Raw genomic sequence first — 21,747 nt, 5'->3', positions numbered from 1 at the left:
TCATGCTCCGGATGCGCTCCTTTCTTCCTCCCCTGCTCTTCACCATCGCCTATGCTGCGCTGTCGCTCGGCGTCACCAATTCCTACTACCAGCTGATCCTGACCCTGGTGCCGGTGTGGGCGGTGTTCGGCCTCTCCTGGAACCTGCTCAGCGGCTACACCGGGCTGATCTCGTTCGGCCACGCCGCCTTCTTCGGCATTGGCGCCTATGCCACCGCGCTTGGCCAGATCTATTTCGACATATCGCCCTGGCTGCTGATCCCCATCGCCGCCGTGCTCGGCGGCATCGCCGGGCTGCTGATCGGATTTCCCACCTTCCGCCTCCAGGGCCACTATTTCGCCCTGGCGATGCTCGCCTACCCGCTTGCCATCCTCTACGTGTTCGAGTGGCTCGGCTTCCAGGAGGTGACGCTTCCGATCAAGCGCGACGCGCCGATCGCCTACATGCAATTCGCCGATCCGCGCATCTACACGCTGCTGGGACTCGCAATCATGCTTGCCACCATCGTGCTGACGCAATTCATCGAGCGCTCCCGCTTCGGCATGGCACTGCTGGCAATCAAGCAGAACGAGGCCGCCGCCGAGGCGGCCGGGATCAATACGCTCGCCTGGAAGCTGCGCGCGATCACGCTTAGCGGGGCCATTGCCGCGGCGATCGGCGGCTTTTACGCGCAGGTGTTGTTGGTCGTGACGCCGCAATCGGTGTTCGGCATGCTGGTGTCGGCCCAGGCGCTGACGGTCGCGATGTTCGGCGGGGTCGGCACGGTCTGGGGGCCGGTGATTGGCTCGGTGATCCTGATCCCGCTCGCCGAGATCCTGCATGCCGAAGCCGGCGCGCGCTTCCCCGGCATCCAGGGCGTGATTTTCGGCTTTGCCATCGTCTGCGTCATCCTGCTGGCCCCGGAAGGCCTGTTCTGGAAGCTGCGCGATCTCCTGCGCAAACGGATCGCGCCTAAGGCGCCTGCCTCCGACCTGCCCGAAACATCGGCTGCCAACGTCACCACGCTGAAGCCCGCACCGCGACAGCGGGCTGCCACCGGGGAAGTCATGCTCGAAGTGAGGAACCTGTCGCGGTCCTTCGGCGGCCTCAAGGCCGTGCAGGATGTCAGCTTCAAGCTGCACCAGAACGAGATCCTCGGCATCATCGGGCCCAACGGCGCCGGCAAGACCACGCTGTTCAACCTCCTCAACGGCTTCCTGAAACCGAGCGAGGGCGAGGTCTTGATCGATGGCCGCAACATGTCCGGCCAACGGCCGCACGTGATCTGCGAGGCCGGCATCGGCCGCACCTTCCAGGTGATGCGGCCGTTCCTGCGCATGTCGATCCTCGACAACGTCGTGGTCGGTGCCTATGTGCGCGCGCGGTCCGACGACGAAGCCCGCAAGCTTGCCGCCGATGCAGTTGCCCGTGTCGGGCTCTCTGCCGTCGCCGACCGCGTCGCCGGCGAGCTTTCGACCAAGGAGCTGCGGCTGATGGAGCTTGCCCGCGCTATCGCCGGCCAACCGCGCATCCTGCTGCTCGACGAGACCCTCGCGGGCCTCGGCCACGGCGAGGCGGACGAGGTCGTCGCCGTGATCCAGCAGCTCGCGCGCGACGGCATGACCATCGCGATCATCGAGCACACGATGCAGGCGATGGTTCGGCTGGTCGACAGGTTCGTCGTACTCGACCACGGCGCCGTCATCACCGAAGGCCTGCCGGAAGTGGTGACGCGCGACAACCGGGTGATCGAGGCCTATCTCGGCAAGAAATGGGTGGGCCATGCTGCGAATTGAGGGATTGAGCGCGGGCTATTCCGCCAAACCCGTGCTGAACGACATCTCGATCAATGTCGGCGCCGGCCAGTTCGTCGCCATCGTCGGGCCCAACGGCGCCGGCAAGACCACGCTGTTCAAGACCATCTCCGGCATCGTCAAGCCGAGCGGCGGGGCCATCACCTTCGACGGCGTCGACCTCCTCGCAGTGCCGCCGCCGCAGCGCGCCCATCTCGGCATCGCCCACGTCCCCGAGGGCCGCCAAGTCTTCCCGTCACTGACCGTGATGGAGAATCTGGAGATGGGTGCGATGACGGAGAGCGGTCGACGCGACTGGCAGAGCAACATCGAGCGCATCTTCGAATGGCTTCCGGTGCTGAAGGAGCGTCGCAGCCAGTTCGCGGGCACGATGTCAGGCGGCCAGCAGCAGATGCTCGCGATCGGCCGCGGCCTCGCCTCCTCGCCGAAACTCTTGATGCTGGACGAACCCTCGATGGGGCTGGCGCCCTCAACCGCCGACTTCATCTTCGATCGGCTGATCGAGATTCGCCGCCAGTCCGGGCTGACCATGCTGCTGGTCGAGCAGCGCGTCGCGGAAGCGCTGGAATCCGCGGACCACGGCTACGTCCTCGAAGCCGGCCATGTCGTGCTCGAAGGCAACAACGACACGCTGCGCGCCGACGATCGCGTGCGCAAGGCCTATCTCGGCATGTGACAACCATAAAAAAGGACCAGGGAGCAAACAAAATGAACAAGACATCGGAGGGACTCTCGCGACGGACCGTGCTGTCCGGCGCCGCCGCCGTGGGCCTTGCCGGCGTGGCACGCGCGCAGACACCGGCCGAGATCAAGGTCGGGCTGATCGTGCCGCTGTCGGGCATCTACACCCGCCCCGGCCAGGTGATGAAGATGGGCGCCGAGATGGGTATCGAGCACATCAACGCGCAGGGCGGCATCAAGGCGCTCGGCGGCGCCAAGCTGAAGCTCGTCGTGATCGATTGCGGCGACACCACCGAGAAGGCCAAGAACGCGGCGCAACGCATGGTGGCGCAGGAGCCGGATCTCGTCGCGGCCACCGGCGCCTATCTGTCGTCCTTCACGCTGGCGGTCACCGAGGTGACCGAGCGTGCCGAGCTGCCGGTGCTGACGCTGTCCTATTCGGACCTTCTGACCGACCGCGGTTTCAAATACATCTTCCAGACCGCCGCGACCGCGAGCCGCCAGTCCGAGCTCGGCTTGCCGACTCTGATGAAGCTCGCGGAGAACGCCTCGGGCAAGAAGCCGAAGACGGTCGCGATGCTGATGGACAACACCGCGACTTCGGTTGCCACGGCCAAGGCGCTGAAGGAGAAGCTGTTCGCGCAGGAAGGCCTCCAGCTCGTCGTCGAGGAAGTCTGGACCCCGCCGCTGTCGGATGCGACGCCGCTGATCCAGAAAGTCCGCTCGGCCAAGCCCGATCTGCTGCTGTTCATGCCGAACGCGGTGTCGGACGCCAAGCTGGGGCTCGAGAAGATCAGCGAGTTTGGCCTTGGCCAGGGCAAGATCCCGACCGTGTCCTTCAGCATCACCATCGCCGAACCGGACATGCTGCAGAGCGTGAGCCCGGAGACAGTGCAGGGCATCATGACCATCGTCGCCAATTGGGGCTCGAAAGGTCACGAGGCTCTGATCGCCGAGCTCAAGGCGAAATACAAGGAGCCCTGGATGACGCAGAACGTCATCTCGACCTATGGCGACATGTGGCTGATGAAGGAAGCCTTGGAAAAGGCCGGTAAGGCCGACCGCAATGCGGTCGCGCAGGCCTTCCGCACCATGGATGCCGGACCGTCGAAATACTATCCCGGCGGACAGCTCAAGTTCGACGAGAAGGGCCGCAGGGTCGGCGCCGGCGTCGTCATCGTGCAATGGCAATCGGGCGTGCCAGTCACCGTCTATCCGCCCGAGCTCGCGCAGGCGCAGCCGTTCTGGCCGAAGAAATAGCATCGCACGCTTTTCAGGGAGGAGGATTGTCATGAGAACAACGAGCAAGATCAGGATCACCCGTCGAACACTGCTTGCGGGCGCCTCCGGCACGCTGATCGCGTCCCGCGCCTGGGCCCAGCAGCCTTCGGAGGTGAAGGTCGGCCTCTTGGTGCCGATCTCCGGCATCTACGCCCGTCCCGGCACGGTGATGCGTCAGGGCGCCGAGATGGCCGTCGAGCACATCAACGCGCAAGGCGGAGTCAAGGCGCTCGGCGGCGCCAAGCTGAAGCTCGTGGTGCTCGATTCCGGCGACACCACTGAGAAGGCCAAGAACGCCGCCCAGCGTATGGTGGCGCAGGAGAGCGACCTGGTCGCGGCAAGCGGCGCCTACCTGTCATCCTTCACGCTCGCGGTCACCGAGGTCACGGAACGCGCCAACTTGCCCGTCCTCACCCTCTCCTACTCCGATCTGATCACGGATCGCGGCTTCAAATACGTGTTCCAGACCTCGGCCACGGCAGCCTCACAGGCCCGTCAGGCCTTGCCGCAAATCATCAAGCTGGCCGAGACGGCATCGGGCAAGCGGCCGAAGACGGTCGCGATCCTCACCGACAACACGGCCGCGTCGATCGCCTCGGCGAAGTCGATGCGCGAAGGCCTCTTGGCAGAGAACCAGCTGCAGCTGATCGTGGACGAGACCTTCACCCCGCCGCTGGCGGATGCGACATCGCTGGTGCAGAAGATTCGCTCGGCCAAGCCCGACCTGCTCTTCTTCCTGCCGACTGTGATCTCGGACGCAAAACTGCTGCTCGAGAAGATGAACGAGTTCGGCCTCGGCCAGGGCAAGGTGCCGACGATCTCATTCGGCATCGCCATCGCAGAACCCGACATGCTGCAGACCGTGAGCCCCGAACTGCTGCAGGGCGTCCTGACCTGCGTTGCGAGCTGGGGCGCCAAGGGCCATGAGGCCCTGATCGCCGAATTGAAGACCCGCTACAAGGAGCCGTGGATGACGCAGAACGCGATCTCCACCTATGGCGACATGTGGGTGATCAAGGACGCGCTGGAGAAGGCCGGCAAGGCCGACCGCGTCGCCGTCGGCGAAGCGCTGCGCACCATGGATGCGGGTCCCTCGAAATATTACCCGCTCGGCGAAATCAAGTTCGACCAGAAAGGCCGCCGCGTCGGCGCCGGCATGACCATCGTGCAGTGGCAATCCGGCGTGCCGGTGACGGTGTTCCCGCCCGAGCTCGCGCTGGCGAAGCCGTTCTGGCCCAAGAGCTAAGGTGAGACCTGATACCGCTCGAAAGCGAAACGGAGAACAGAATGGACAAGGCGACCTACGACCGCGGCCTCGAAATCCGCAAGAGCGTGCTCGGCAGCGAGTTCGTCGACAAGGCGATCGCGTCAGCCGACGAGTTCAACCGCCCGATGCAGGATCTGACCACCGAGTATTGCTGGGGTTACGTCTGGGGCCGCGAAGGGCTGACGCGAAAGACGCGCAGCTTCCTCAATCTGGCGATGCTCTGCGCGCTCAACCGTCCGCACGAGCTGAAGACCCACGTCCGCGGCGCCCTCGCCAATGGCGCGACCAAAGAGGAGATCCGCGAGGTTTTCATGCAGGTCGCGATCTATTGCGGCGTGCCGGCCGGCGTGGACGCGTTCCGCAACGCGAAGGAAGTCTTCGCCGAGCTCGACAAGAAATAAGGGCGCGCGGGCTGCGATGAAGGGCAAATGGGCACTCGTGACCGGCGCGACCGCAGGCCTTGGCCTCGCCATCGCGGAAGGCCTGGCCGGCGCGGGCTGCAACATTGTCCTGCACGACCTCGTTGCGCCGAAGCAGCCCGCGGACGACCTCAGCGCCCGCTTCGGCATCGAGGTCATCCCCGCCGCTGCCGATCTGTCCGGGCGCGACGACATCGAGAGCATGATGGTCGGCCTGCTCGACCGCTGCGGAGCCATCGACATCCTTGTCAACAACGCCGTTGTCAGGCATTTCTCGACGATCGAGCAGTTTCCACCCGATCGCTGGGACCAGGCGCTCGCTGTTAACCTGTCGGCGCCGTTCCACCTGATCCGCCTTGCGCTGCCCGCGATGAAGCAGCGCGGCTGGGGCCGGATCATCAATATCGGCTCGATCTATTCGAGCCGCGCGGTCGAAGATCGCATCGACTACGTCACGAGCAAAGCGGCAATTCTGGGCATGACCCGCGCGGTGGCCATCGAGACCGCCCGCAGCGGAATCACCTGCAACGCGCTCTGCCCGGGTACGCTGCCGACGCCGGCGATCCTGAACAAGATCGCGACGATGGCAGCGAATAGCGGACGCCCCGTCGATGACGTGACCCGCGAATATCTTGGCGAGCGCCAGCCGACGCAGCGCTTCGTCGAAATGGATGCGGTCGCCGCCATGGTCGTCTTTCTCTGCGGTACCGCGGCAAATGACATCACCGGCGCCAGCCTGCCCATCGACGGCGGCTGGTCAATCGCATGAGAGCATTGGAATGGGAGTGCTGAGATGACCGAACAACCAGGCCAGACCGTCGTCCTGACCGGCGCTGCCGGCGGCATGGGACGCGCCATCACCAAGGCGCTGCTGGACAGCGGCCGCCGCGTCGTGCTGGTCGATCGTGACGCCAAGGCGCTTCAGCAGCTGGCGGCCACCGTCGGCGACAAGGTGTTTCCGATTCAGCTCGACGTCAGCGATTCTCGGGACGTGGATAGTCTGCCGGAGGCCATTCCTGCTCATTTCAAGCCGGTCGAGATCCTCATCAACAATGCCGGGCATGACATCGGCGGCCGGACACGCTTCGACGCCGGCTCCGCCGACGACTGGTCCAACATCATCCAGACCAACCTGATTGGCCTGATGCGCGTCACCCGCGCGATCCTCCCCGACATGGTCAAGCGCAACGCCGGCCATATCGTCAACATCAGCTCCATCAACGCCGTCCGTATAGTCCCGGATATGGCGGCCTACAGCACCAGCAAGGCCGGCGTGCACATGTTCACAGAGACCCTCCGGGGCGAGCTGGCGGACACCGCGATCCGGGTCACCGAGCTCCAGCCCGGCCTGACCAGGACCAACATCATCCTGACCCGCTACCGCGGCGACAAGCAGAAGGAAAAGGACTATTTCGACCAGTTCAGGATGGCGCTCGAGCCGGCCGACATCGCCCGCTCGATCGTGTTCGCCCTGGATCAGCCCGCCCACGTTCAAATTGCCGAAATGATGATTCTGCCTGTAAACCGGTATTGAATCATTCCAACCAAGGCCCGGACATGGAAAGACGCCGCGAATTGCAGTCGACACTCCGCATCGATGACGTACCGACCGTCCGGGCGATGGTGGCGCAAAAGCTGCGCGAGGCGATCATGTCCGGCACGCTGAAACCGGGCCAGCGCCTGGTCGAGCGCGAGCTCTGCGAGATGATGGGCGTCAGCCGCCCCTCGATCCGGGAAGCGCTACGCGCCCTCGAGGCCGACGGGCTGGTCAATACGGTCCCTCACCGCGGCCCCGTGGTCTCCACGATCAGCCTGGAGGAGGCCCGGCAGCTCTACGCCGCCCGCGCGGTGCTCGAAGGCTTCGCCGGCCGTGAATGCGCCAGGCTTCACGACCCGGAAGTGGCTCGCCGGATCGGGGAAGCCCTGACCCGGCTGAAGGCAGCCGCAGCCAAGCAGGACCTCGTCGGATGCCTGGAAGCCAAGACCGACTTTTACGCCGCTCTGATCGGTGGCTGCCGCAACGCGTTCATCGAGCGCATGCTCAAGCCGCTGCATGACCGAATCCAGCTGTTGCGGATCACCTCGATGTCGCAGCCGAAGCGGATCAACAAGAGTTTGCGCGAGGTTACCGCGATCTGGCGCGCGATCCAGAACGGCGATGCGGACCTCGCCGAGCGCTGCTGCGTCGACCACATCAATGCGGCTGCGGTGGCCGCGCTCGACATGATCGAAAAATCGTCGGCAGCCAAGGAGGCGGCGCCTTCCGACGACTAAAACATTGCCGCCAGGGAGTGTTCGATGACGTATCTCGTACGATCGCTGATCCTGTTTGTCCTGCTCTATCCCTGCCGCGCAGCCATTGCGGAAGACTACCCCACCCGCCCGGTCACGATGATCGTGCCGTTCTCAGCTGGCGGTCCCGGCGACGTGATCGCACGCATCCTCGGCGGCGCGATGAGTGCGACGCTGAAACAGTCGATCGTGATCGAAAACGTCGTCGGCGCCGGCGGCACGCTCGGCACCAACCGTGTGGCCAAGGCGGCCCCCGACGGCTACACGCTGCTGCTGATGCATGTCGGCCAGGCCACAGCACCGGCCCTCTACGCCAAGCTGCCGTTCGATCCGGTCGGCGATTTCGCCCCGATCGGGCTCGTCACCGACGTCCCGATGATCCTCGTGGCGCGGCCGAACTTTCCTGCCAAGGATCTCAACGAGCTCATTGCGCGGATCCGCAATGCCGGCGACAAGATCACCTTCGGCAATGTCGGTCTCGGCTCGGCCTCACAGCTCTGCGGCTTGATGTTCATGAGCACCACCGATACCAAGCTCACCCCGATCTACTACAAGGGCGGCGGCCCAGCGCTGAACGACGTCATCGCCGGCCACATCGACGTTTATTGCGACCCTGCAACCGGGCCGACGCCTTATATTCAGTCCAACACGATCAAGGGCTACGCGATCACGAGCAAGAAGCGGGTTGCAACGCTGCCGAACGTGCCGACCTCGGCCGAGGCCGGCCTTCCCGCGTTCGACGTGACGACCTGGTATGGCCTCTACGCCCCGCGCGGCACGCCGAAGCCCGTAGTCGACCAACTCGTCGGCGCGCTGCAGACCGCGCTGAAGGATCCCGCCCTGATCAATCGGTTTGGTGAGCTCAGCATGTCCCCGGTTGAACCCGAACGCGCGACGCCGGAAGCCCTTGAAGCCTTTCTCAAGGCTGAGATCGGCAAATGGGGAAGGATCATCAAGGCAGCCGGCATCGAGCCGCAATAGGTTAGCTAGAGCGGATCGACCCCGTTGCTAGCTGTAGAAGATGCCTCCGTCGACGTTGAGGGCTTGGCCGGTCACAAACGCAGAATCGTCAGACGCGAAGAACGCAACGGGCCCGACGACGTCCTCCGGCTGCCCGAGCCGGTGCAAGTCCGTGACCTTCTCGAAATAGGCGACACGCTCGGGATCGCGGAGATTGTTCATCCCCATCTCAGTCACGATGATGCCCGGGCATACGGCATTGACCGTGATGCCGTAGCCGCCGAACTCCATGGACGACACCCGGGTGAAGCCGACCACCGCCGACTTCGATGCAGCATAGTGGGACTGTCCCGGACCGCCCGTTCGAGCGGCGAGCGAGGCGATGTTGACGATCCGCCCGTATTTGCGCTCCTTCATGTGTGGCACCACGGCCTGGGTCATCTGGAAGACGCCGCGCGTGTTGACGGCGAAGGTCTGATCCCATGTATCCGTCGTCAGCTCGTCGATGGTGGCCAGCCTGAGGATGCCCGCATTGTTGACGAGGACATCGACGTGCCCGAGGCCCTGGACGGCTTCAGCCACCGCACGCCTGCAATCGCCGATATCGCTGACGTCGCCCAGCACCTGGACGCAGCGGCCGCCAAGCTTGCCGACCTCGGCGACGGTCTCGAGCAGAACCTTCTCCTGGGCCGCGATGTCGGTCAGCGCGAGATCGTAGCCTCGCCTTGCAAGCCCAATGGCTATTGCACGGCCAATGCCGCGGCTTGCTCCCGTCACGATCGCATGTCGGGCCATGTTGCGTTCTCCCCTGTTATTTCCAATGAATGTTGGTTCTTTACCGGCGTTGAAAAGATCAGGCGCGAGCCGGCTTGCGGACTGGCAAGGTGTTCATGGCCTTCACGGTTTCCTCGAAGGATACGAGATTGGCGCCCGAACCCAGCCCCGTCGCGACGATCGCGGCCGTCGCGGTCGCAAGCTTGGCGCAGTCGAGCAGGTCCCAGTCGCGAGCCAGCCCCGCGATGAAGCCGCCCGTATAGGAATCGCCGCATCCCGACGTATCGCGAACGGCAACGTCGAACGCCGGCATCGTGAACTGGCGCCCGTCGCGGGTCATCACGAAGGAACCATCGGCGCCGAGAGAGATGGCGCAGGCCCCTGCTCCCTTGTCGATGAAGAACCGCGCGCATGCGGCGGGATCGTCGGTTCCCACCATGGCACTGGTCTCGTCGATGCTCGGCATGAAGAAGTCAACGTAAGGCAGCAGAGGCTCGACCAGCGCCAGCGTCTCACGCCGCGCCTGGATGAGATCGAGCGTCGTCGTGCAACCAGCGGCTTTCGCGTCCTGAAGCAATGCGACGGAAGGCGCTCCATCCATCGCAAGCAGAGAGCCGACCCCGCCGAGATGGAGAATTTTGCTCCGGCATGCGGCTACTTGCGTTTCGGGCGCGATCCGCCATCGGGCTGAGGCGCCCCTCGCATGCATGACCGGACGCGAGCCGTCGGGCCGGATCGGCAAAATCGTTGCAGAGGTTGGAGCGCCGGTCATTCGCTCCATCAGAGCGATATCGATGCCTTCGCGCTCCAGCGCGTTCAGCATCCAATCAGCCTTCTCGTCGGAGCCGACGGCACCAACCGCGAGCGCCTTCAGACCGAGCCGCGCGCAAGGGACGACCGTTCCGCCGGCGGTGCCTGCGACCGCCAGCCGAATTTCTTCGATCAGCAGGCGGCCGCCACCGGGCGGAATCTCGGTCACCGGGACCCCCAGAATGTCTAGAATATAAGTACCGCAGACGCTGACGTCGTGAGAATGAGCCATGATTTCTCGCAGGACAGTGGTTTGATCGTGATCTAGCTCGACAGCTGGGTAATCTTGGGAGCGCCTTCGTTATCGCGCAGGCCGTAATGCCCCCATCGCTTCAGGATGCTGTCGATCTCCTCGTCCGGTAGCAGCGGAGGAGAGCCAAGTTGAAGACAGCCGTGATACTGCTTGGCGAGCACCTCGACCTCCACCGCGAGCCACAAGGCTTTGCGCAGGTTGGGACCGATGGCGATCAGCCCGTGATGTGCGAGGAGGCAGGCGCGGCGATAGCGAAGCGCGTTCAGGGCCGCCTGCGACAGTTCGGCCGTACCATATTGCGCATAGGGCGCGCAGGGGATGTCGTTGCCGCCGGCCGCGGCAATCATGTAGTGAATCGCAGGGATCGAGCGATTCATGATCGCGATGATGGTGCAAAAGACCGGATGGGCGTGAACGACGGCGCCAACCTCCGGCTTCGACTTGAGGATGTCGAGGTGAAAACGCCATTCGGTCGACGGAACATTGCCGGCCGATGCAGTCCATGAGCCGTCCCACTTCATGGCCACGATGTCTTCGGGCTTCATGCGGTCGTAGGGAAGACCGGACGGCGTCAGCAGGATGCCGTCGTCGGCTCGAACGCTGATGTTTCCGGACGTTCCCTGGTTGATGCCTTGCGCCGCCATCTCGCGGCACGCGTCGACGATGGATTGACGAAGTTCGAGCTCTGCTTCGCGGCCGGTCATACCTTGCTTCCACCCTGGTTCATGCACTTGCTCCGAGCTGGACCTGACGGTCGACCAACAGCCAGGTGGCTCGCGCGGTCGCCAGCACCTCCTGCTCGGCATCGAGCAAAGCACTCTCGGCAAACAACTTGCGGCCTTCCCGCCCGGTCGGCCACGCCACCACCGCACATCGATCTCCGGGACGCGGCCGGCGTTCGATCCGAGCGGCCATGCGTCCGAGCAGCGCCGTTTCGTCGCCCTTCAATCCCAGGTGACGGGCGCCAACGCTGCAATAGCCGGTCGGGCAATCGAGAGCGGCCCAGACGAATTCGGGCGCGACATGGCCGTCCGCACCGGACAGGCTCCGATGAGGTACCCAGGAGGCCGCGAACACGACGGGCTTGCCCGGGACAGCGCCCGCCTGCAGCGGGCCTGCGAAGATGCGAAGACCATCGCCGTGACCACGCGCGGGGCCACAGACAAAACAAGTCGGAAGGTTATGGGTCTGCTCTTCGTAGGGTGTTCGGCCGGCCGCCTCTTCGGCCGCCTCGTAGCTTACCCTGGGAACGTCCGGCACATCGATGTCTGTTGCACGCACCGTCGCGAGCAGCTTGTCTTTCTCGCGCAACTCGATCCCGCCGTCGGCCCCCGTCAGCACGTCGAGCGACCGCTCCAGCGGCGGTGGGGCGCGCAACGTCACTTCGGCGTCTCCACTGACGTGCCTTGCGAGACATCCGCATACATAACCGCCGTTGCCGGAGTTGGGTGGGCCCCGGAAGCGCCTGTCGATGACCAGCGATACCATTGCAGCTCTCGTTCGCGGCGTTTAGCGTCCCATCGCGAAGAACTCGTCGTTCGGACGCATGCTGGTGACGTTGGCGAGGCGGTTCGACATGCCGAAGAATGCAGCGATGGCTGCGATGTCCCAGACGTCCTCCTCGGTGAATCCATGTCCCTTGAGATCCACGAGGTCGGAATCGTCCACCTCATAGGCGCGCACCGAGACTTTCATCGCGAAATCGAGCATCGCCCTTTGCCGCGCGGTGATATCGGCCTTGCGGTAGTTGACGGCGACCTGGTCAGCAATCAGCGGATTCTTCGCGCGCACGCGCAGGATGGCGCCGTGCGCCACGACGCAATACTGGCATTGATTGGCGCTGCTGGTCGCGACGACGATCATCTCGCGCTCGGCCTTGGTGATCGGCCCGGGCTTGTCCATGAGAGCGTCGTGATAGGCGAAGAACGCCCGGAACTCGTCCGGACGGTGCGCGAGTGTCAGGAAGACGTTCGGGACGAATCCAGACTTCTCCTGAACGGCCTCGATCCGTGCGCGGATATCCTCCGGCAGCGTCGCGATATCGGGAACGGGAAAGCGGCTGATCGCGGTTGCAGACATGTTCCAAGCTCCTGTTAGACTGCCGCAAGCGCGACGAGCGTTTCCTGATAGGCCTCGAACGCATCGCGCCGATCGGCGGCGTAGGGCTCGACCCGCACCAGGCAGGTATGGGCCGAGCAGCCCTGGCCGAATTGAGACGTGCCGATGTCGAGCGTGAGCACGTTCGGATTGCCGGCGACCTCGAGGCCGCTATTGCCGGTCGGTGTGAACCAGGCGCCGGTCGGGAGCACAAGCACCCACCGGCGGACCTCGTCGCTGACCTCAGCAGTCGCAAGGCATTCCCCGCGGTCGTTCCAGATGCGGATCGTCTGGCCGTCGACGATGCCGAGAGCAGCCGCGTCGTCAGGATGAAGACGGGCCTGTTCACGGCCATTGCGTTTCATGACGCGGCTCGATGGGCCGGTTTCAAGCTGGCTGTGAAGACGACCAGCCGGCTGATGCGAGATGAGGTGCATTTGGCCAGCTTCTGCAGTGCCGAGCCATTCGGCGGGCTCGATCCAGGCAGGATGCGAGCGGCAGTCGGGATAGTCGAGCCTGGCAAGCGTCTCGCTGCCGAGCACGATCTTTCCGCTTTCGGTGTTGAGCGGGTGTTCCTCGGGCTCGTTGCGGAAGTCGGCCAGGAACGTGTGGTCTGCCTTGACCGGGCAGTGGGCATAGCCGGCTTCCCAGAATGCGTCGAAATCCGGCATCTCAAAGCCGAAGCGCTTCGAGGCGTCGTCGCGGCAGGCTTCGTAGAGATGCCGGACCCAACCCATTTCGTCGCGGCCTTCGTTGAAGCGCTCGGCCACACCGAGCTTGCCTGCAATCGCGTTGAAGATATCGAAGTCGGAGCGGGCTTCGCCCAGCGGCTCGATGGCCTTCTTCATGGCCAGGATGAAGTCGGAGCGCCTGTTGCCGGCAAGATCGTTACGCTCGATCGACGTGGTTGCCGGCAGCACGATGTCGGCCCGTTGGGCTGTCGCGGTGAACATCGGGTCCTGCACGATGATCGTTTCGGGCCTCGTCCAGGCTTCCGACAAGCGGTTAAGATCCTGATGATGGTGGTAGGGATTGCCGCCCGCCCAATAGACCAGCCTCGTATCCGGATAGGAGCGGATCTCGCCTTCATAGCTGAATGGCCGACCGGGATTGAGCAGCATGTCGCTGATGCGCGCCACCGGAATGAAGCTGTCGATCGGCCTCTTCAGCTGTGAAATGGCTGGAGACTTGCCGAGATTGAGCGGGGCCCCGACACCTCCCAGCGAAGCATAGCCGTAACCGACACCGCCGCCCGGCAGCCCGATCTGGCCGATTATCGAGGCCAGTCCGAGCGCCGCCCAGAACGGCTGTTCGCCGTGATGGGCACGCTGCAGACTCCAGCTCACCGTCAACATGCTCCGCGTGTCGACCAGGCGCCTTGCGAGCTCGGCAATCTGGCCTGCACCGAGCCCGCAGATGCCGGCGGCCCACAAGGCGTCCTTTCGTCCGCCATCCGCCTTGCCTTCGAGATAGCGAAGAAGACGATCCGCGCCGCTGGTGCAGCGCGCAAGGAAATCCGTGTCGTGCCGGCCGGCCTTCACGATCTCGCCGGCGAGGCCGAGCATCAGCGCAGTGTCGGCGTTCGGCCGGATCGGCCACCATTCGGCATCGACCCAGTCCGGCAGATCGTCCTTCAGCGGCGAGACGTGGATGACCTTGACGCCACGCTCGACGATTTTCCTGAGATAAGTCTCGAGGCGGTGGCTGCCAATTCCTCCGGCCTCGTTTTGCGCGGTTCGTGGCGACAGAGCGCCGAACACCACCAGCGTCTCGGTGTGCTGCTCGATCGTGTCGAGCGTATTGGCGCGGCCGCCACACGCGTCGTCGTTGCCCAGCGTGTGGCGCAGGATCACCGGACCCGCCGCGATGGAATAGGTATCGACGTGCCGGGTGAAGCCGCCAACCAGATTGAGCATGCGCTTCAGAAGCGAAGAGGCATGATGCAGGCGCCCCGAATTAGTCCAACCATAGGAGCCCGCAAAGATCGATGCGTTCCCGAACGCGTCGGCGACGCGGCGCACTTCGTCGGCAACCAGCGTCGTCGCCTCGTCCCAGCTGACCGGAACGAACTTCTCTCGGCCACGCCCGCGGCGATCGCTCTTTTCGCGCTTGTCCAGCCAGCCGGAACGGACCATCGGCCGCAGCACGCGCCGCTCGGGATTTGCCCATTCGGCAATAGAATGGATGATCGGGGACGGCGCCGGATCGTGCTGGAACGGCTCGATGCCCACGATGCGATTATCCTCGACGAGGATCGTGTACGCACCCCAATGGCTGCAATGCGGGATCCGTTTGATCCTGCTCATGCGTCCACCGCTCCAAGTTCGCGCCGCATCTGCGCGGCGAATTCGGGATAGGTCTCGGCGAGTTCGTCGAACACGCGGCCGCGGAGCAGATCGAGTGTCGATCGATCGGGCAGCGCGGTCTGCCGCGGCTCGGCTTCATGCTCGAATCGAAAGCCGGTCGCTTGCTTGATCTCCGCAAGATCGTGCCCGGGGTGAACACTCTCCAGCTCGAACCCCGGCCGCGTCTTGTCGAATCGAAAGAGTCCCTTGCCGGTCAAGAGAGCCACGGGGCCGCCGCTCCGGAAGACTCCCTCGGGACTGACGCCGGGGGCACTGATGAAGTCGACCTTCTCGACGAAGACGCGCGGCGTATGCTCCTCGCGGAACAGGATGACCCGCGGCACGACGAAATAGAGATAGGCCGACCCGAACGAGCCGGGCCAGCGCACGCTGGAGCGCGGATAGTCACCGGTGCCGACGAGGTTCACGTTGCCAAGGCCGTCGATCTGGCCGCCGCCGAGGAAGAACGCGTCGATCCGGCCCTGACCTGCACAATCGAACAGCTCCGCCGAACCGTTGGTGAAGAAATTATGCTCGACAGAACCGAGGATGGAGATGCGTGGACCAACGGCGCCACGCGCCTCCTTCATTGCACGCAGCAGCATCGCGCCGGCGGCAGGAATCGGAGAGGAGGCGCCTACGGCAACATGCCTGACGCCATCGAGCAGCCGCGCGATCGTGCAAATCAGCACTTCGCGAGGGAGAACGTCCGACATCACGCGGGCTCCATCTGCGCCTGCGCCATATAGGCCGAGAAGCCGTCGGCCGTTCGCGCGGCCTTCGCATAACGCGCGATCTCCGCGCTATCGGCGGGATACTCGCCCCATAAACCGTATGGCCATGCGCCCTTCGGTGCGCGCGCGACTGCCGTGACGTAGAGTGCCGGCAGCACGCCGGCCGCGCTCATCTCGTCGGCGAGCAGATTTTCCTCGACGATGCGCTCTACCGTGACGAGAACTGTCTGCGAAGCGTAGGCCATTGCGGCAAGCTCGCGGCGTCGCCCGATCCAGACATTGCCGAAGCGATCAGCCATCGGCACATGGAAGATCGTGACGTCGGGCTTGATGGCGGGAATCAGCACGATCGGATCGCCTCCATCCGCCAGCGGATTGTCGACGACACGCCAATCGTCGCGGTGGCGCAGCAGATCCGTTCCGATCAGCCCGCGAAGGGGCATGAAGGGGCTGCCCTTCTGCGCCGCCATCAGGCCCGCATGGATGGCAGGACAGGTCGCGTCCTTCAGTCGAACCGCGCCTTCCTTGACCGCCGCGTTGAACCGGGGCGCTCCACCTGCTTCGCCCAGCGAGGCCGCACTGGTCTCCACCGTCCGGACCAGACCTGCGCCGACAAGCTGGTCGAGCTGCAATCCGCCGGTTGGCACGCAGACCAGATCGAGATCGCCCGCGCCATGCTCGATCATTGGACGCGTCATGGCCATGGAGACGCCGGCGTAATCGACGGGCAGTGCGACTCGCATGCCCGGCTCGATGTGCTTCGCCATGACGCGAGGCTCGCTCAACACCATCACCCTCCCGGCTTTGTTCTATATTGTAGAACGCAATTCCAAATTATGTTAGGCGGATTTGGACGATGCTGTCAATCTGGCTTCGCCGGCGGAGCCTTCATTTCCAGCACTTTCGCGCGCAGCCGGCCGCAGCAGCGCACTTTTGCGCCGCGATCAGGCGGCGCGACTTGACAAGACGACGCGCTGCTCCAACAATAATTGGAATAGCGTTCTACAATATAGAACACACTGGGAGGATAGAATGGGCGAGCCTTCGGCTCAGCGTGTGATGCGCTCTGGCAATGCGAACGTTCGGACATTGCCAACCGGCCGCCTCCGGGACCGCGACGCGATCGGATCGAGCATTGCCGTCCGCGAAGCGGTGAAAGCTTACGGCAACTTTCATGCGGTCGACCGGATCAGCATCGACATCGAGCCCGGCGAATTCATCACGCTTCTTGGCCCATCCGGCAGCGGAAAGACGACGCTGCTCAACCTTGTCGCCGGATTCCAGAGCCTCGACAGCGGCGAGATCCTCGTCGACGGCAAGCCGGTCCACAACGTACCCACGCACAAGCGCGGCTTCGGCATGGTGTTCCAGAGCTACGCGCTGTTTCCGAACATGACGGTCAGCCAGAACGTCGCGTTTCCGCTTCGGATGGCGGGGGTTGACCGGGCGACCGCGGAGCGCCGCGTCGCCGAAACGCTGGAGATCATGCGGCTGACGGAGCATGCGACGAAGTCTCCCTCGCAAATGTCGGGTGGACAGCAGCAGCGCGTCGCGATTGCCCGCGCCATCGTCAGGAAGCCCAAGGTCGTGCTGATGGACGAGCCCCTCAGCGCCCTCGACCGGCGGTTGCGCGAGCAGATCCAGATCGAGATCCGCGACCTTCACCAGACCATCGGCAGCACGATCCTGTTCGTCACCCATGACCAGGGCGAAGCCCTGACGATGAGCGACCGGATCGCGGTACTCAACGCCGGCAAGATCGTTCAGATCGGCCGCCCCCTGGACATCTACCGGCATCCGACAGATCGCTTCGTCGCCTCGTTCGTCGGCGAGAGCAATCTGATCGAGGCCGAGATCCTGCAGAAGCGCGGATCGACACTGACGATGAAGAACCGTGCAGGATACGTGTTCAGCGCCGAAAGCCGGGACACGATCGACGTCGGACGTGCAACTGTGCTCGTGCGTCCGGAACGCATCGCCGTGTCGAACGAGCCGGCTGCGAATTCCACGCCCGTCAGCGTCACGTCTGCGATCTTCCTCGGCGAGATCTTGCGGATCGAGGCGCAAATGGAGGGCGGAGATCCGCTCCTGATCCGCTGCACCGACATGGCCGACCGGCCGCTGCCGGCCGTCGGCGATCGTCTGCACGTGAGCTGGGGCGCCGCGGACTGCTGGGTGCTTGCATGACCGCGGCATCGATCGGCGCCCAGGCAGGCCGTCCTGCGGATCTCGTTCTCGTCAGGAGGTTGAAGGATCCGGCGCTGCTGCTCCTGCCCGCGCTCGCGTTTCTGGCCTTCATCTATCTGCTCCCGCTGATCGATCTCATCCGCATCAGCGTGAGCGGGCCGTCGTGGTCGACCTATTTCGAGCGGGTATTCGCCATACCGCTCTATTGGGATTCGCTCGTCCGCACGATGCAGATCTCGGTCACCGTCGCCGGACTGTGCCTGCTCTTCGGATATCCGACGGCGCTGCTCATTCACCGCAGCCGCGGCATGACCCAGGCCCTGATCGCGACCGCGATCGTGCTGCCCTATTTCATCGCCATCCTGATCCGAACCTACGCCTGGATGGTCCTGCTCGGCCGCAACGGCCCGGTCAACAAGCTGCTGGTTTCGGTCGGAATATTGAGCGAGCCGGTGCAGCTCCTCTTCAATCGCGGCACAGTGCTTCTCGGCATGACCGCGGTGCTTCTGCCGCTGATGGTGCTGACGATCTATTCCAGCGTGGCGCGCCTCGATCAAAGCCTGACGCGCGCGGCGCTGGCCAGCGGCGCCGGGCCCATTGCGGCGTTCTGGCGCGTGTTGCTGCCGCTGACCCTACCCGGGATGGGCGCCGGCTTCCTGCTGGTCTTCGTCGCAGCGATCGGGTTCTTCATTACGCCCACGCTGCTCGGGGGACCCGGCGACCAGATGTTTGCCATGCATATCACGCAGCAGGCGGACTCGGTCACATCGGAGGGATTCCTGCAGGCCTTGGGCGTGGTGCTGCTGACGATCACGCTGGCGGTGGTCGCGGTGGCCGGACGCTTCCTCGGCTTCGAGTTCATTTGGGGCGGCCGCAAGCTGACCGAGGCCGCACCGACGACGACTAACCGCTACGCCGCCGATGACGGCCGCCGTAGTTTCGGCGCCTCAGCTGCCGACTTGATAGGCTGGCCGCTTCTGAGACTTTTCGGGCGGCTGCCGGCGAGCTTCGGGACCTGGACGGTTCGCCTCATGGGCGGACTGGTCATTACCGTTCTCATCCTGCCGATCATCGTGGTGATGATCATTTCCTTCAGCAGCGCAAGCTATCTGACCTTCCCGCCGCCGGGCTTCTCATTTCGCTGGTATGAGCAGTTCTTCTCCGATTCGAACTGGATGCGGGCGTTCTGGACATCCCTGGTCGTCGCGGCGATGTCGGCCGGAATCGCGATCGTGCTGGGCGCGTCGGCCGCCCTCGGCATCGTCAGGAGCAGCATTCGCGGCAAGTCCACCATCATGCTGCTGCTCGTAAGTCCGATCATCGTGCCTCCGGTCGTGCTCGGCCTGTCGCTCTACAGCCTGTTCCTGCGTTTCGACCTGGTCGGCTCCGTCTTCGGCCTTGCCGCGGCGCATGCGATCGGCGGCCTTCCCCTCGTCGTGGTGATCCTGTCCGCATCGCTTCAAGGCGTCGATACAAGGCTCGAACAGGCGGCTGCCGTCCATGGCGCATCGTCCCTGACGGTGTTCCGCCTGGTGACGCTGCCGGCCATCATGCCGGGCCTCGCTGCAGCGACATTCTTCGCCTTCCTGCACTCGTTCGACGAGTTGGTGCTGACGCTGTTCCTGTCGAGCGCGGAGCTGAAGACGCTCCCGCTCATGCTGTGGGGCGACATCAATTACCGGCTCAATCCGGTGCTGGCCGTGGTCTCGACGCTGGAGGTGCTGCTGGTGGTCGCAGGGCTCGTCCTTGCACGGCCCGTTCTCGCCACGTCGCGGAAGGCAACGTGACACAGATCAATTTCAACTGGAGGAAAGAGAAAATGCTGGGAATGAAACGCTGGCGACTGTCGGTTTCCGTATTGGCCTCGGCCCTGTGCATCGCGATGGGGACGGGCCCGGCTCAGGCTCAGAGCAACGTCGTGATCATGCAGGACCCGGGCGGCGGATATGGCGATGCATTGCGCAAGGTCATGTACGATCCGTTCGAGAAGGCGACCGGCATCAAGGTGGTCACCGTCCAGGAGGCGCGTAGCGGCCCACGCATCAAGGCTCAGGCCGAGGCCGGCAAAGCTCAATGGGACCTGACGTTCATCTTCGACCAGGAGACCAAGCTGCTCGGCGACTGTTGTCTCGCCGACATCGACTATTCCAAGCTGTCCGACGCGGCCAAGCAGACGCTGGCGGCCATGCCGGACAATCTTAAGCGCAAGAAGGGCGTGGCGCTGCAGGTGATCGGCGTCGGCCTCGTCTACAACAAGGACAAGTACAAGGGCGAGAACGTGCCGACCAGCTGGGCCGACTTCTGGGACGTGAAGAAATTCCCTGGCCGGCGCTGCATGCCCGCCTGGCCGCGTTTCGTCTTCGAGGCGGCGCTGATGGCCGACGGCGTAGAGAAGAGCAAGCTCTACCCGATCGACATGGAGCGGGCGCTGAAGAAGGTCAAGGAGATCAAGCCACACATTGCCAAATGGTGGACGACATCCGCACAGCCGCCGCAGCTCCTGCTCGACGGCGAGGCCGACATGTGCATGGCCTACACCGGTTCGATGAGCAAGCTCGCGCTGGAGGGCGCCCCGATCGAGCTGACTTTCAATCAGGGCTTCATCTACTACGACTTCTTCTCGATTCCCAAGGGAGCGCCGAACTACGACAACGCGCTGAAACTGCTGTCCTGGCGGCTCGAGCCCAAGCGCGCGGCGCAGCTCACCTCGACCTTCCCGGTCGCCCTTCCCTCCCAGGTCGTGTTCGAGGCCGCAACCGACAAGAAGCTCGCGCGCTACTGGGCCAACAACCCGGACAACGTCTCGAAAGCGATCGAATGGAGCCCGGATTATTGGGGCGCGACTTCGCCGGCTGGAAATTCCACCAATGAAGAGTACGGGCAGGAGAAGCTCAACGCCTTGCTGGCCCAGTAAGCAGGCTGATCAGCCCCGATCCGAAAGGATCGGGGTTAATTCCACACCTGGGCTATTGCCGTTCGCGCGGCCATGCTAGATCGAGTGAAATATCATTCTATTTTGGCTGGTGGATGGATAAGGCTTTTACCAAGGGACTGCGTCTCCTGGAAGCACTTGCTCTGAGCGAGCAGCCCCGCGGCGTCACTGACCTCGCGAGCGAGCTGAAGCTCACCAAGAGCAACGTGCATCGGCTGCTGATGACTTTGCAGTCTCAAGGCTATGTGCGCCAGATCCCCCCGCACAGCACCTACGAGCTCACGACCAAGATCTGGGCGCTCGGCAGCCATGTCATCCACCGGATGGATCTCATCAACGTCGCGCGACCGGCAATGACGAAGCTTGCCGAGATCACCGGCGAAACCATTCACCTGTCGGTGCTCGAGGACACCGACGTGGTCTATGTCGACAAAATCGAAAGCGCTCACCATATCCGCGCCCATACAAGCGTGGGCATGCGCGCACCCGCTTTCACCATGGCGACAGGCAAAGCGATGCTCGCACATATGCCTGATGACTACCTGGAACGGTTTCGGCCGCATCTGAGGCGCTACACGGAAGCGACGCGAACGACGATCGAGGAGCTGCGGGAGGACATCGAGCTGGCACGCGCGCAGGGCTACTCCTCCGTCCTGCACGGCGAGTGGCGCGAGGGCATCGCCGCCTGCGCTTGTGCCATCCTCGGTCGTTCCGGCGAACTCGTGGGAGCGATTGGCATGTCCGGGCCCGACAGCCGCATCAAGCGCAAGCAGATAAAAGAATATTCGGTTCACGTGATGGAGGCAGCCCGAACCATCGGCGCTGCCCTCGGCTATTCCAGTAGGCCGGCGGCATATCCAGCAATGCGAGGCGGTCCTAGACAGTCACATCAATCACGACGAGCCACCTGATCTTTCCAGGA

21 protein-coding genes are annotated in these 21,747 nt (G+C 64.0%); 13 read left to right on the top strand and 8 right to left on the bottom strand.

Annotation, left to right across the window (positions count from 1 at the left end):
- The first annotated feature begins 2 nt into the window (after positions 1-2).
- From GA0061099_RS25170 to GA0061099_RS25130, 9 genes are read left to right on the top strand one after another with little or no spacing between them, the layout of a single operon-like run.
- Positions 3-1,775: a branched-chain amino acid ABC transporter ATP-binding protein/permease gene (locus GA0061099_RS25170; protein ID WP_193375194.1), complete on the top strand. Its 1,773-nt coding sequence runs from the start codon at positions 3-5 to the stop codon at positions 1,773-1,775.
- Positions 1,762-2,469, top strand: coding sequence for an ABC transporter ATP-binding protein (locus GA0061099_RS25165; RefSeq protein WP_036011537.1), 708 nt, complete (start codon positions 1,762-1,764; stop codon positions 2,467-2,469). The genes GA0061099_RS25170 and GA0061099_RS25165 overlap by 14 nt, the downstream gene beginning before the upstream one ends.
- A 32-nt stretch (positions 2,470-2,501) precedes the next feature.
- Positions 2,502-3,734 carry an ABC transporter substrate-binding protein gene (locus tag GA0061099_RS25160; RefSeq protein ID WP_036026676.1) on the top strand — a complete coding sequence of 411 codons (1,233 nt, stop codon included), beginning with the start codon at positions 2,502-2,504 and terminating at the stop codon, positions 3,732-3,734.
- Positions 3,735-3,765: 31 nt separating this feature from the next.
- Positions 3,766-5,001 (top strand): ABC transporter substrate-binding protein, encoded by a 1,236-nt coding sequence (locus tag GA0061099_RS25155; protein WP_036026677.1) that lies wholly within the window; start codon positions 3,766-3,768, stop codon positions 4,999-5,001.
- Positions 5,002-5,042: 41 nt separating this feature from the next.
- On the top strand, positions 5,043-5,423 hold the full coding sequence (locus GA0061099_RS25150) for a carboxymuconolactone decarboxylase family protein (RefSeq protein WP_036011548.1): 381 nt from the start codon (positions 5,043-5,045) through the stop codon (positions 5,421-5,423).
- A gap of 16 nt (positions 5,424-5,439) precedes the next feature.
- A complete protein-coding gene (locus GA0061099_RS25145; RefSeq protein ID WP_036026678.1) occupies positions 5,440-6,210 on the top strand; it encodes an SDR family oxidoreductase in 771 nt (256 codons plus the stop codon).
- Between the two features lie 24 nt (positions 6,211-6,234).
- A complete protein-coding gene (locus GA0061099_RS25140) occupies positions 6,235-6,975 on the top strand; it encodes an SDR family oxidoreductase (RefSeq protein ID WP_036026679.1) in 741 nt (246 codons plus the stop codon).
- A gap of 23 nt (positions 6,976-6,998) precedes the next feature.
- Positions 6,999-7,715 carry a GntR family transcriptional regulator gene (locus GA0061099_RS25135; protein ID WP_050991723.1) on the top strand — a complete coding sequence of 239 codons (717 nt, stop codon included), beginning with the start codon at positions 6,999-7,001 and terminating at the stop codon, positions 7,713-7,715.
- 24 nt (positions 7,716-7,739) lie between these two features.
- The gene (locus GA0061099_RS25130) at positions 7,740-8,714 is read left to right on the top strand and encodes a tripartite tricarboxylate transporter substrate-binding protein (RefSeq protein WP_036026680.1); all 975 of its coding nucleotides are present in this window, start codon (positions 7,740-7,742) and stop codon (positions 8,712-8,714) included.
- Between the two features lie 27 nt (positions 8,715-8,741).
- Here the strand turns inward: GA0061099_RS25130 and GA0061099_RS25125 are convergent, their stop codons facing one another.
- From GA0061099_RS25125 to GA0061099_RS25090, 8 genes are all read right to left on the bottom strand, one after another.
- Positions 8,742-9,488 carry an SDR family NAD(P)-dependent oxidoreductase gene (locus tag GA0061099_RS25125; protein WP_036026681.1) on the bottom strand — a complete coding sequence of 249 codons (747 nt, stop codon included), beginning with the start codon at positions 9,486-9,488 and terminating at the stop codon, positions 8,742-8,744.
- A 58-nt stretch (positions 9,489-9,546) separates the two neighbouring features.
- Positions 9,547-10,509 (bottom strand): carbohydrate kinase family protein, encoded by a 963-nt coding sequence (locus tag GA0061099_RS25120; protein WP_036026683.1) that lies wholly within the window; start codon positions 10,507-10,509, stop codon positions 9,547-9,549.
- Positions 10,510-10,541: 32 nt separating this feature from the next.
- Entirely contained in the window at positions 10,542-11,234 is a 693-nt protein-coding gene (locus GA0061099_RS25115) for an L-fuculose-phosphate aldolase (protein ID WP_036026684.1), read from the bottom strand.
- Between the two features lie 19 nt (positions 11,235-11,253).
- Positions 11,254-11,913, bottom strand: coding sequence for a hypothetical protein (locus GA0061099_RS25110; RefSeq protein ID WP_311735354.1), 660 nt, complete (start codon positions 11,911-11,913; stop codon positions 11,254-11,256).
- Between the two features lie 126 nt (positions 11,914-12,039).
- The gene (locus GA0061099_RS25105) at positions 12,040-12,609 is read right to left on the bottom strand and encodes a peroxidase-related enzyme (RefSeq protein WP_036026687.1); all 570 of its coding nucleotides are present in this window, start codon (positions 12,607-12,609) and stop codon (positions 12,040-12,042) included.
- A 14-nt stretch (positions 12,610-12,623) separates the two neighbouring features.
- A complete protein-coding gene (locus GA0061099_RS25100; RefSeq protein WP_036026689.1) occupies positions 12,624-14,933 on the bottom strand; it encodes a molybdopterin-dependent oxidoreductase in 2,310 nt (769 codons plus the stop codon).
- A complete protein-coding gene (locus tag GA0061099_RS25095; protein WP_036026691.1) occupies positions 14,930-15,688 on the bottom strand; it encodes a CoA transferase in 759 nt (252 codons plus the stop codon). The genes GA0061099_RS25100 and GA0061099_RS25095 overlap by 4 nt, the downstream gene beginning before the upstream one ends.
- Positions 15,688-16,473, bottom strand: coding sequence for a CoA transferase subunit A (locus GA0061099_RS25090; protein WP_244429353.1), 786 nt, complete (start codon positions 16,471-16,473; stop codon positions 15,688-15,690). The genes GA0061099_RS25095 and GA0061099_RS25090 overlap by 1 nt, the downstream gene beginning before the upstream one ends.
- A gap of 265 nt (positions 16,474-16,738) precedes the next feature.
- On the opposite strand from GA0061099_RS25090, the gene GA0061099_RS25085 reads away from it, so the two are divergent.
- From GA0061099_RS25085 to GA0061099_RS25070, 4 genes are all read left to right on the top strand, one after another.
- A complete protein-coding gene (locus GA0061099_RS25085) occupies positions 16,739-17,893 on the top strand; it encodes an ABC transporter ATP-binding protein (RefSeq protein WP_036026694.1) in 1,155 nt (384 codons plus the stop codon).
- The gene (locus GA0061099_RS25080) at positions 17,890-19,680 is read left to right on the top strand and encodes an ABC transporter permease subunit (protein WP_050995987.1); all 1,791 of its coding nucleotides are present in this window, start codon (positions 17,890-17,892) and stop codon (positions 19,678-19,680) included. The genes GA0061099_RS25085 and GA0061099_RS25080 overlap by 4 nt, the downstream gene beginning before the upstream one ends.
- Positions 19,681-19,712: 32 nt before the next feature.
- Positions 19,713-20,807 carry an extracellular solute-binding protein gene (locus tag GA0061099_RS25075; RefSeq protein WP_036011588.1) on the top strand — a complete coding sequence of 365 codons (1,095 nt, stop codon included), beginning with the start codon at positions 19,713-19,715 and terminating at the stop codon, positions 20,805-20,807.
- Positions 20,808-20,920: 113 nt separating this feature from the next.
- A complete protein-coding gene (locus GA0061099_RS25070) occupies positions 20,921-21,736 on the top strand; it encodes an IclR family transcriptional regulator (RefSeq protein ID WP_036026695.1) in 816 nt (271 codons plus the stop codon).
- Positions 21,737-21,747 lie beyond the last annotated feature (11 nt).

This window comes from Bradyrhizobium yuanmingense, assembly GCF_900094575.1.
Taxonomy (GTDB): domain Bacteria; phylum Pseudomonadota; class Alphaproteobacteria; order Rhizobiales; family Xanthobacteraceae; genus Bradyrhizobium; species Bradyrhizobium yuanmingense.
Note: the sequence above shows the minus strand (reverse complement) of the source record. Positions and strands in the feature narration are given on the sequence as shown.

What these genes read in the sequence shown, in the direction of transcription:
- GA0061099_RS25170 (WP_193375194.1), top strand. Translation starts at nt 3, where the DNA reads ATGCTCCGGATGCGCTCCTTTCTTCCTCCCCTGCTCTTCACCATCGCC.
- GA0061099_RS25165 (WP_036011537.1), top strand. Translation starts at nt 1,762, where the DNA reads ATGCTGCGAATTGAGGGATTGAGCGCGGGCTATTCCGCCAAACCCGTG.
- GA0061099_RS25160 (WP_036026676.1), top strand. Translation starts at nt 2,502, where the DNA reads ATGAACAAGACATCGGAGGGACTCTCGCGACGGACCGTGCTGTCCGGC.
- GA0061099_RS25155 (WP_036026677.1), top strand. Translation starts at nt 3,766, where the DNA reads ATGAGAACAACGAGCAAGATCAGGATCACCCGTCGAACACTGCTTGCG.
- GA0061099_RS25150 (WP_036011548.1), top strand. Translation starts at nt 5,043, where the DNA reads ATGGACAAGGCGACCTACGACCGCGGCCTCGAAATCCGCAAGAGCGTG.
- GA0061099_RS25145 (WP_036026678.1), top strand. Translation starts at nt 5,440, where the DNA reads ATGAAGGGCAAATGGGCACTCGTGACCGGCGCGACCGCAGGCCTTGGC.
- GA0061099_RS25140 (WP_036026679.1), top strand. Translation starts at nt 6,235, where the DNA reads ATGACCGAACAACCAGGCCAGACCGTCGTCCTGACCGGCGCTGCCGGC.
- GA0061099_RS25135 (WP_050991723.1), top strand. Translation starts at nt 6,999, where the DNA reads ATGGAAAGACGCCGCGAATTGCAGTCGACACTCCGCATCGATGACGTA.
- GA0061099_RS25130 (WP_036026680.1), top strand. Translation starts at nt 7,740, where the DNA reads ATGACGTATCTCGTACGATCGCTGATCCTGTTTGTCCTGCTCTATCCC.
- GA0061099_RS25125 (WP_036026681.1), bottom strand. Translation starts at nt 9,488, where the DNA reads ATGGCCCGACATGCGATCGTGACGGGAGCAAGCCGCGGCATTGGCCGT.
- GA0061099_RS25120 (WP_036026683.1), bottom strand. Translation starts at nt 10,509, where the DNA reads ATGGCTCATTCTCACGACGTCAGCGTCTGCGGTACTTATATTCTAGAC.
- GA0061099_RS25115 (WP_036026684.1), bottom strand. Translation starts at nt 11,234, where the DNA reads ATGACCGGCCGCGAAGCAGAGCTCGAACTTCGTCAATCCATCGTCGAC.
- GA0061099_RS25105 (WP_036026687.1), bottom strand. Translation starts at nt 12,609, where the DNA reads ATGTCTGCAACCGCGATCAGCCGCTTTCCCGTTCCCGATATCGCGACG.
- GA0061099_RS25100 (WP_036026689.1), bottom strand. Translation starts at nt 14,933, where the DNA reads ATGAGCAGGATCAAACGGATCCCGCATTGCAGCCATTGGGGTGCGTAC.
- GA0061099_RS25095 (WP_036026691.1), bottom strand. Translation starts at nt 15,688, where the DNA reads ATGTCGGACGTTCTCCCTCGCGAAGTGCTGATTTGCACGATCGCGCGG.
- GA0061099_RS25090 (WP_244429353.1), bottom strand. Translation starts at nt 16,473, where the DNA reads ATGGCGAAGCACATCGAGCCGGGCATGCGAGTCGCACTGCCCGTCGAT.
- GA0061099_RS25085 (WP_036026694.1), top strand. Translation starts at nt 16,739, where the DNA reads ATGGGCGAGCCTTCGGCTCAGCGTGTGATGCGCTCTGGCAATGCGAAC.
- GA0061099_RS25080 (WP_050995987.1), top strand. Translation starts at nt 17,890, where the DNA reads ATGACCGCGGCATCGATCGGCGCCCAGGCAGGCCGTCCTGCGGATCTC.
- GA0061099_RS25075 (WP_036011588.1), top strand. Translation starts at nt 19,713, where the DNA reads ATGCTGGGAATGAAACGCTGGCGACTGTCGGTTTCCGTATTGGCCTCG.
- GA0061099_RS25070 (WP_036026695.1), top strand. Translation starts at nt 20,921, where the DNA reads ATGGATAAGGCTTTTACCAAGGGACTGCGTCTCCTGGAAGCACTTGCT.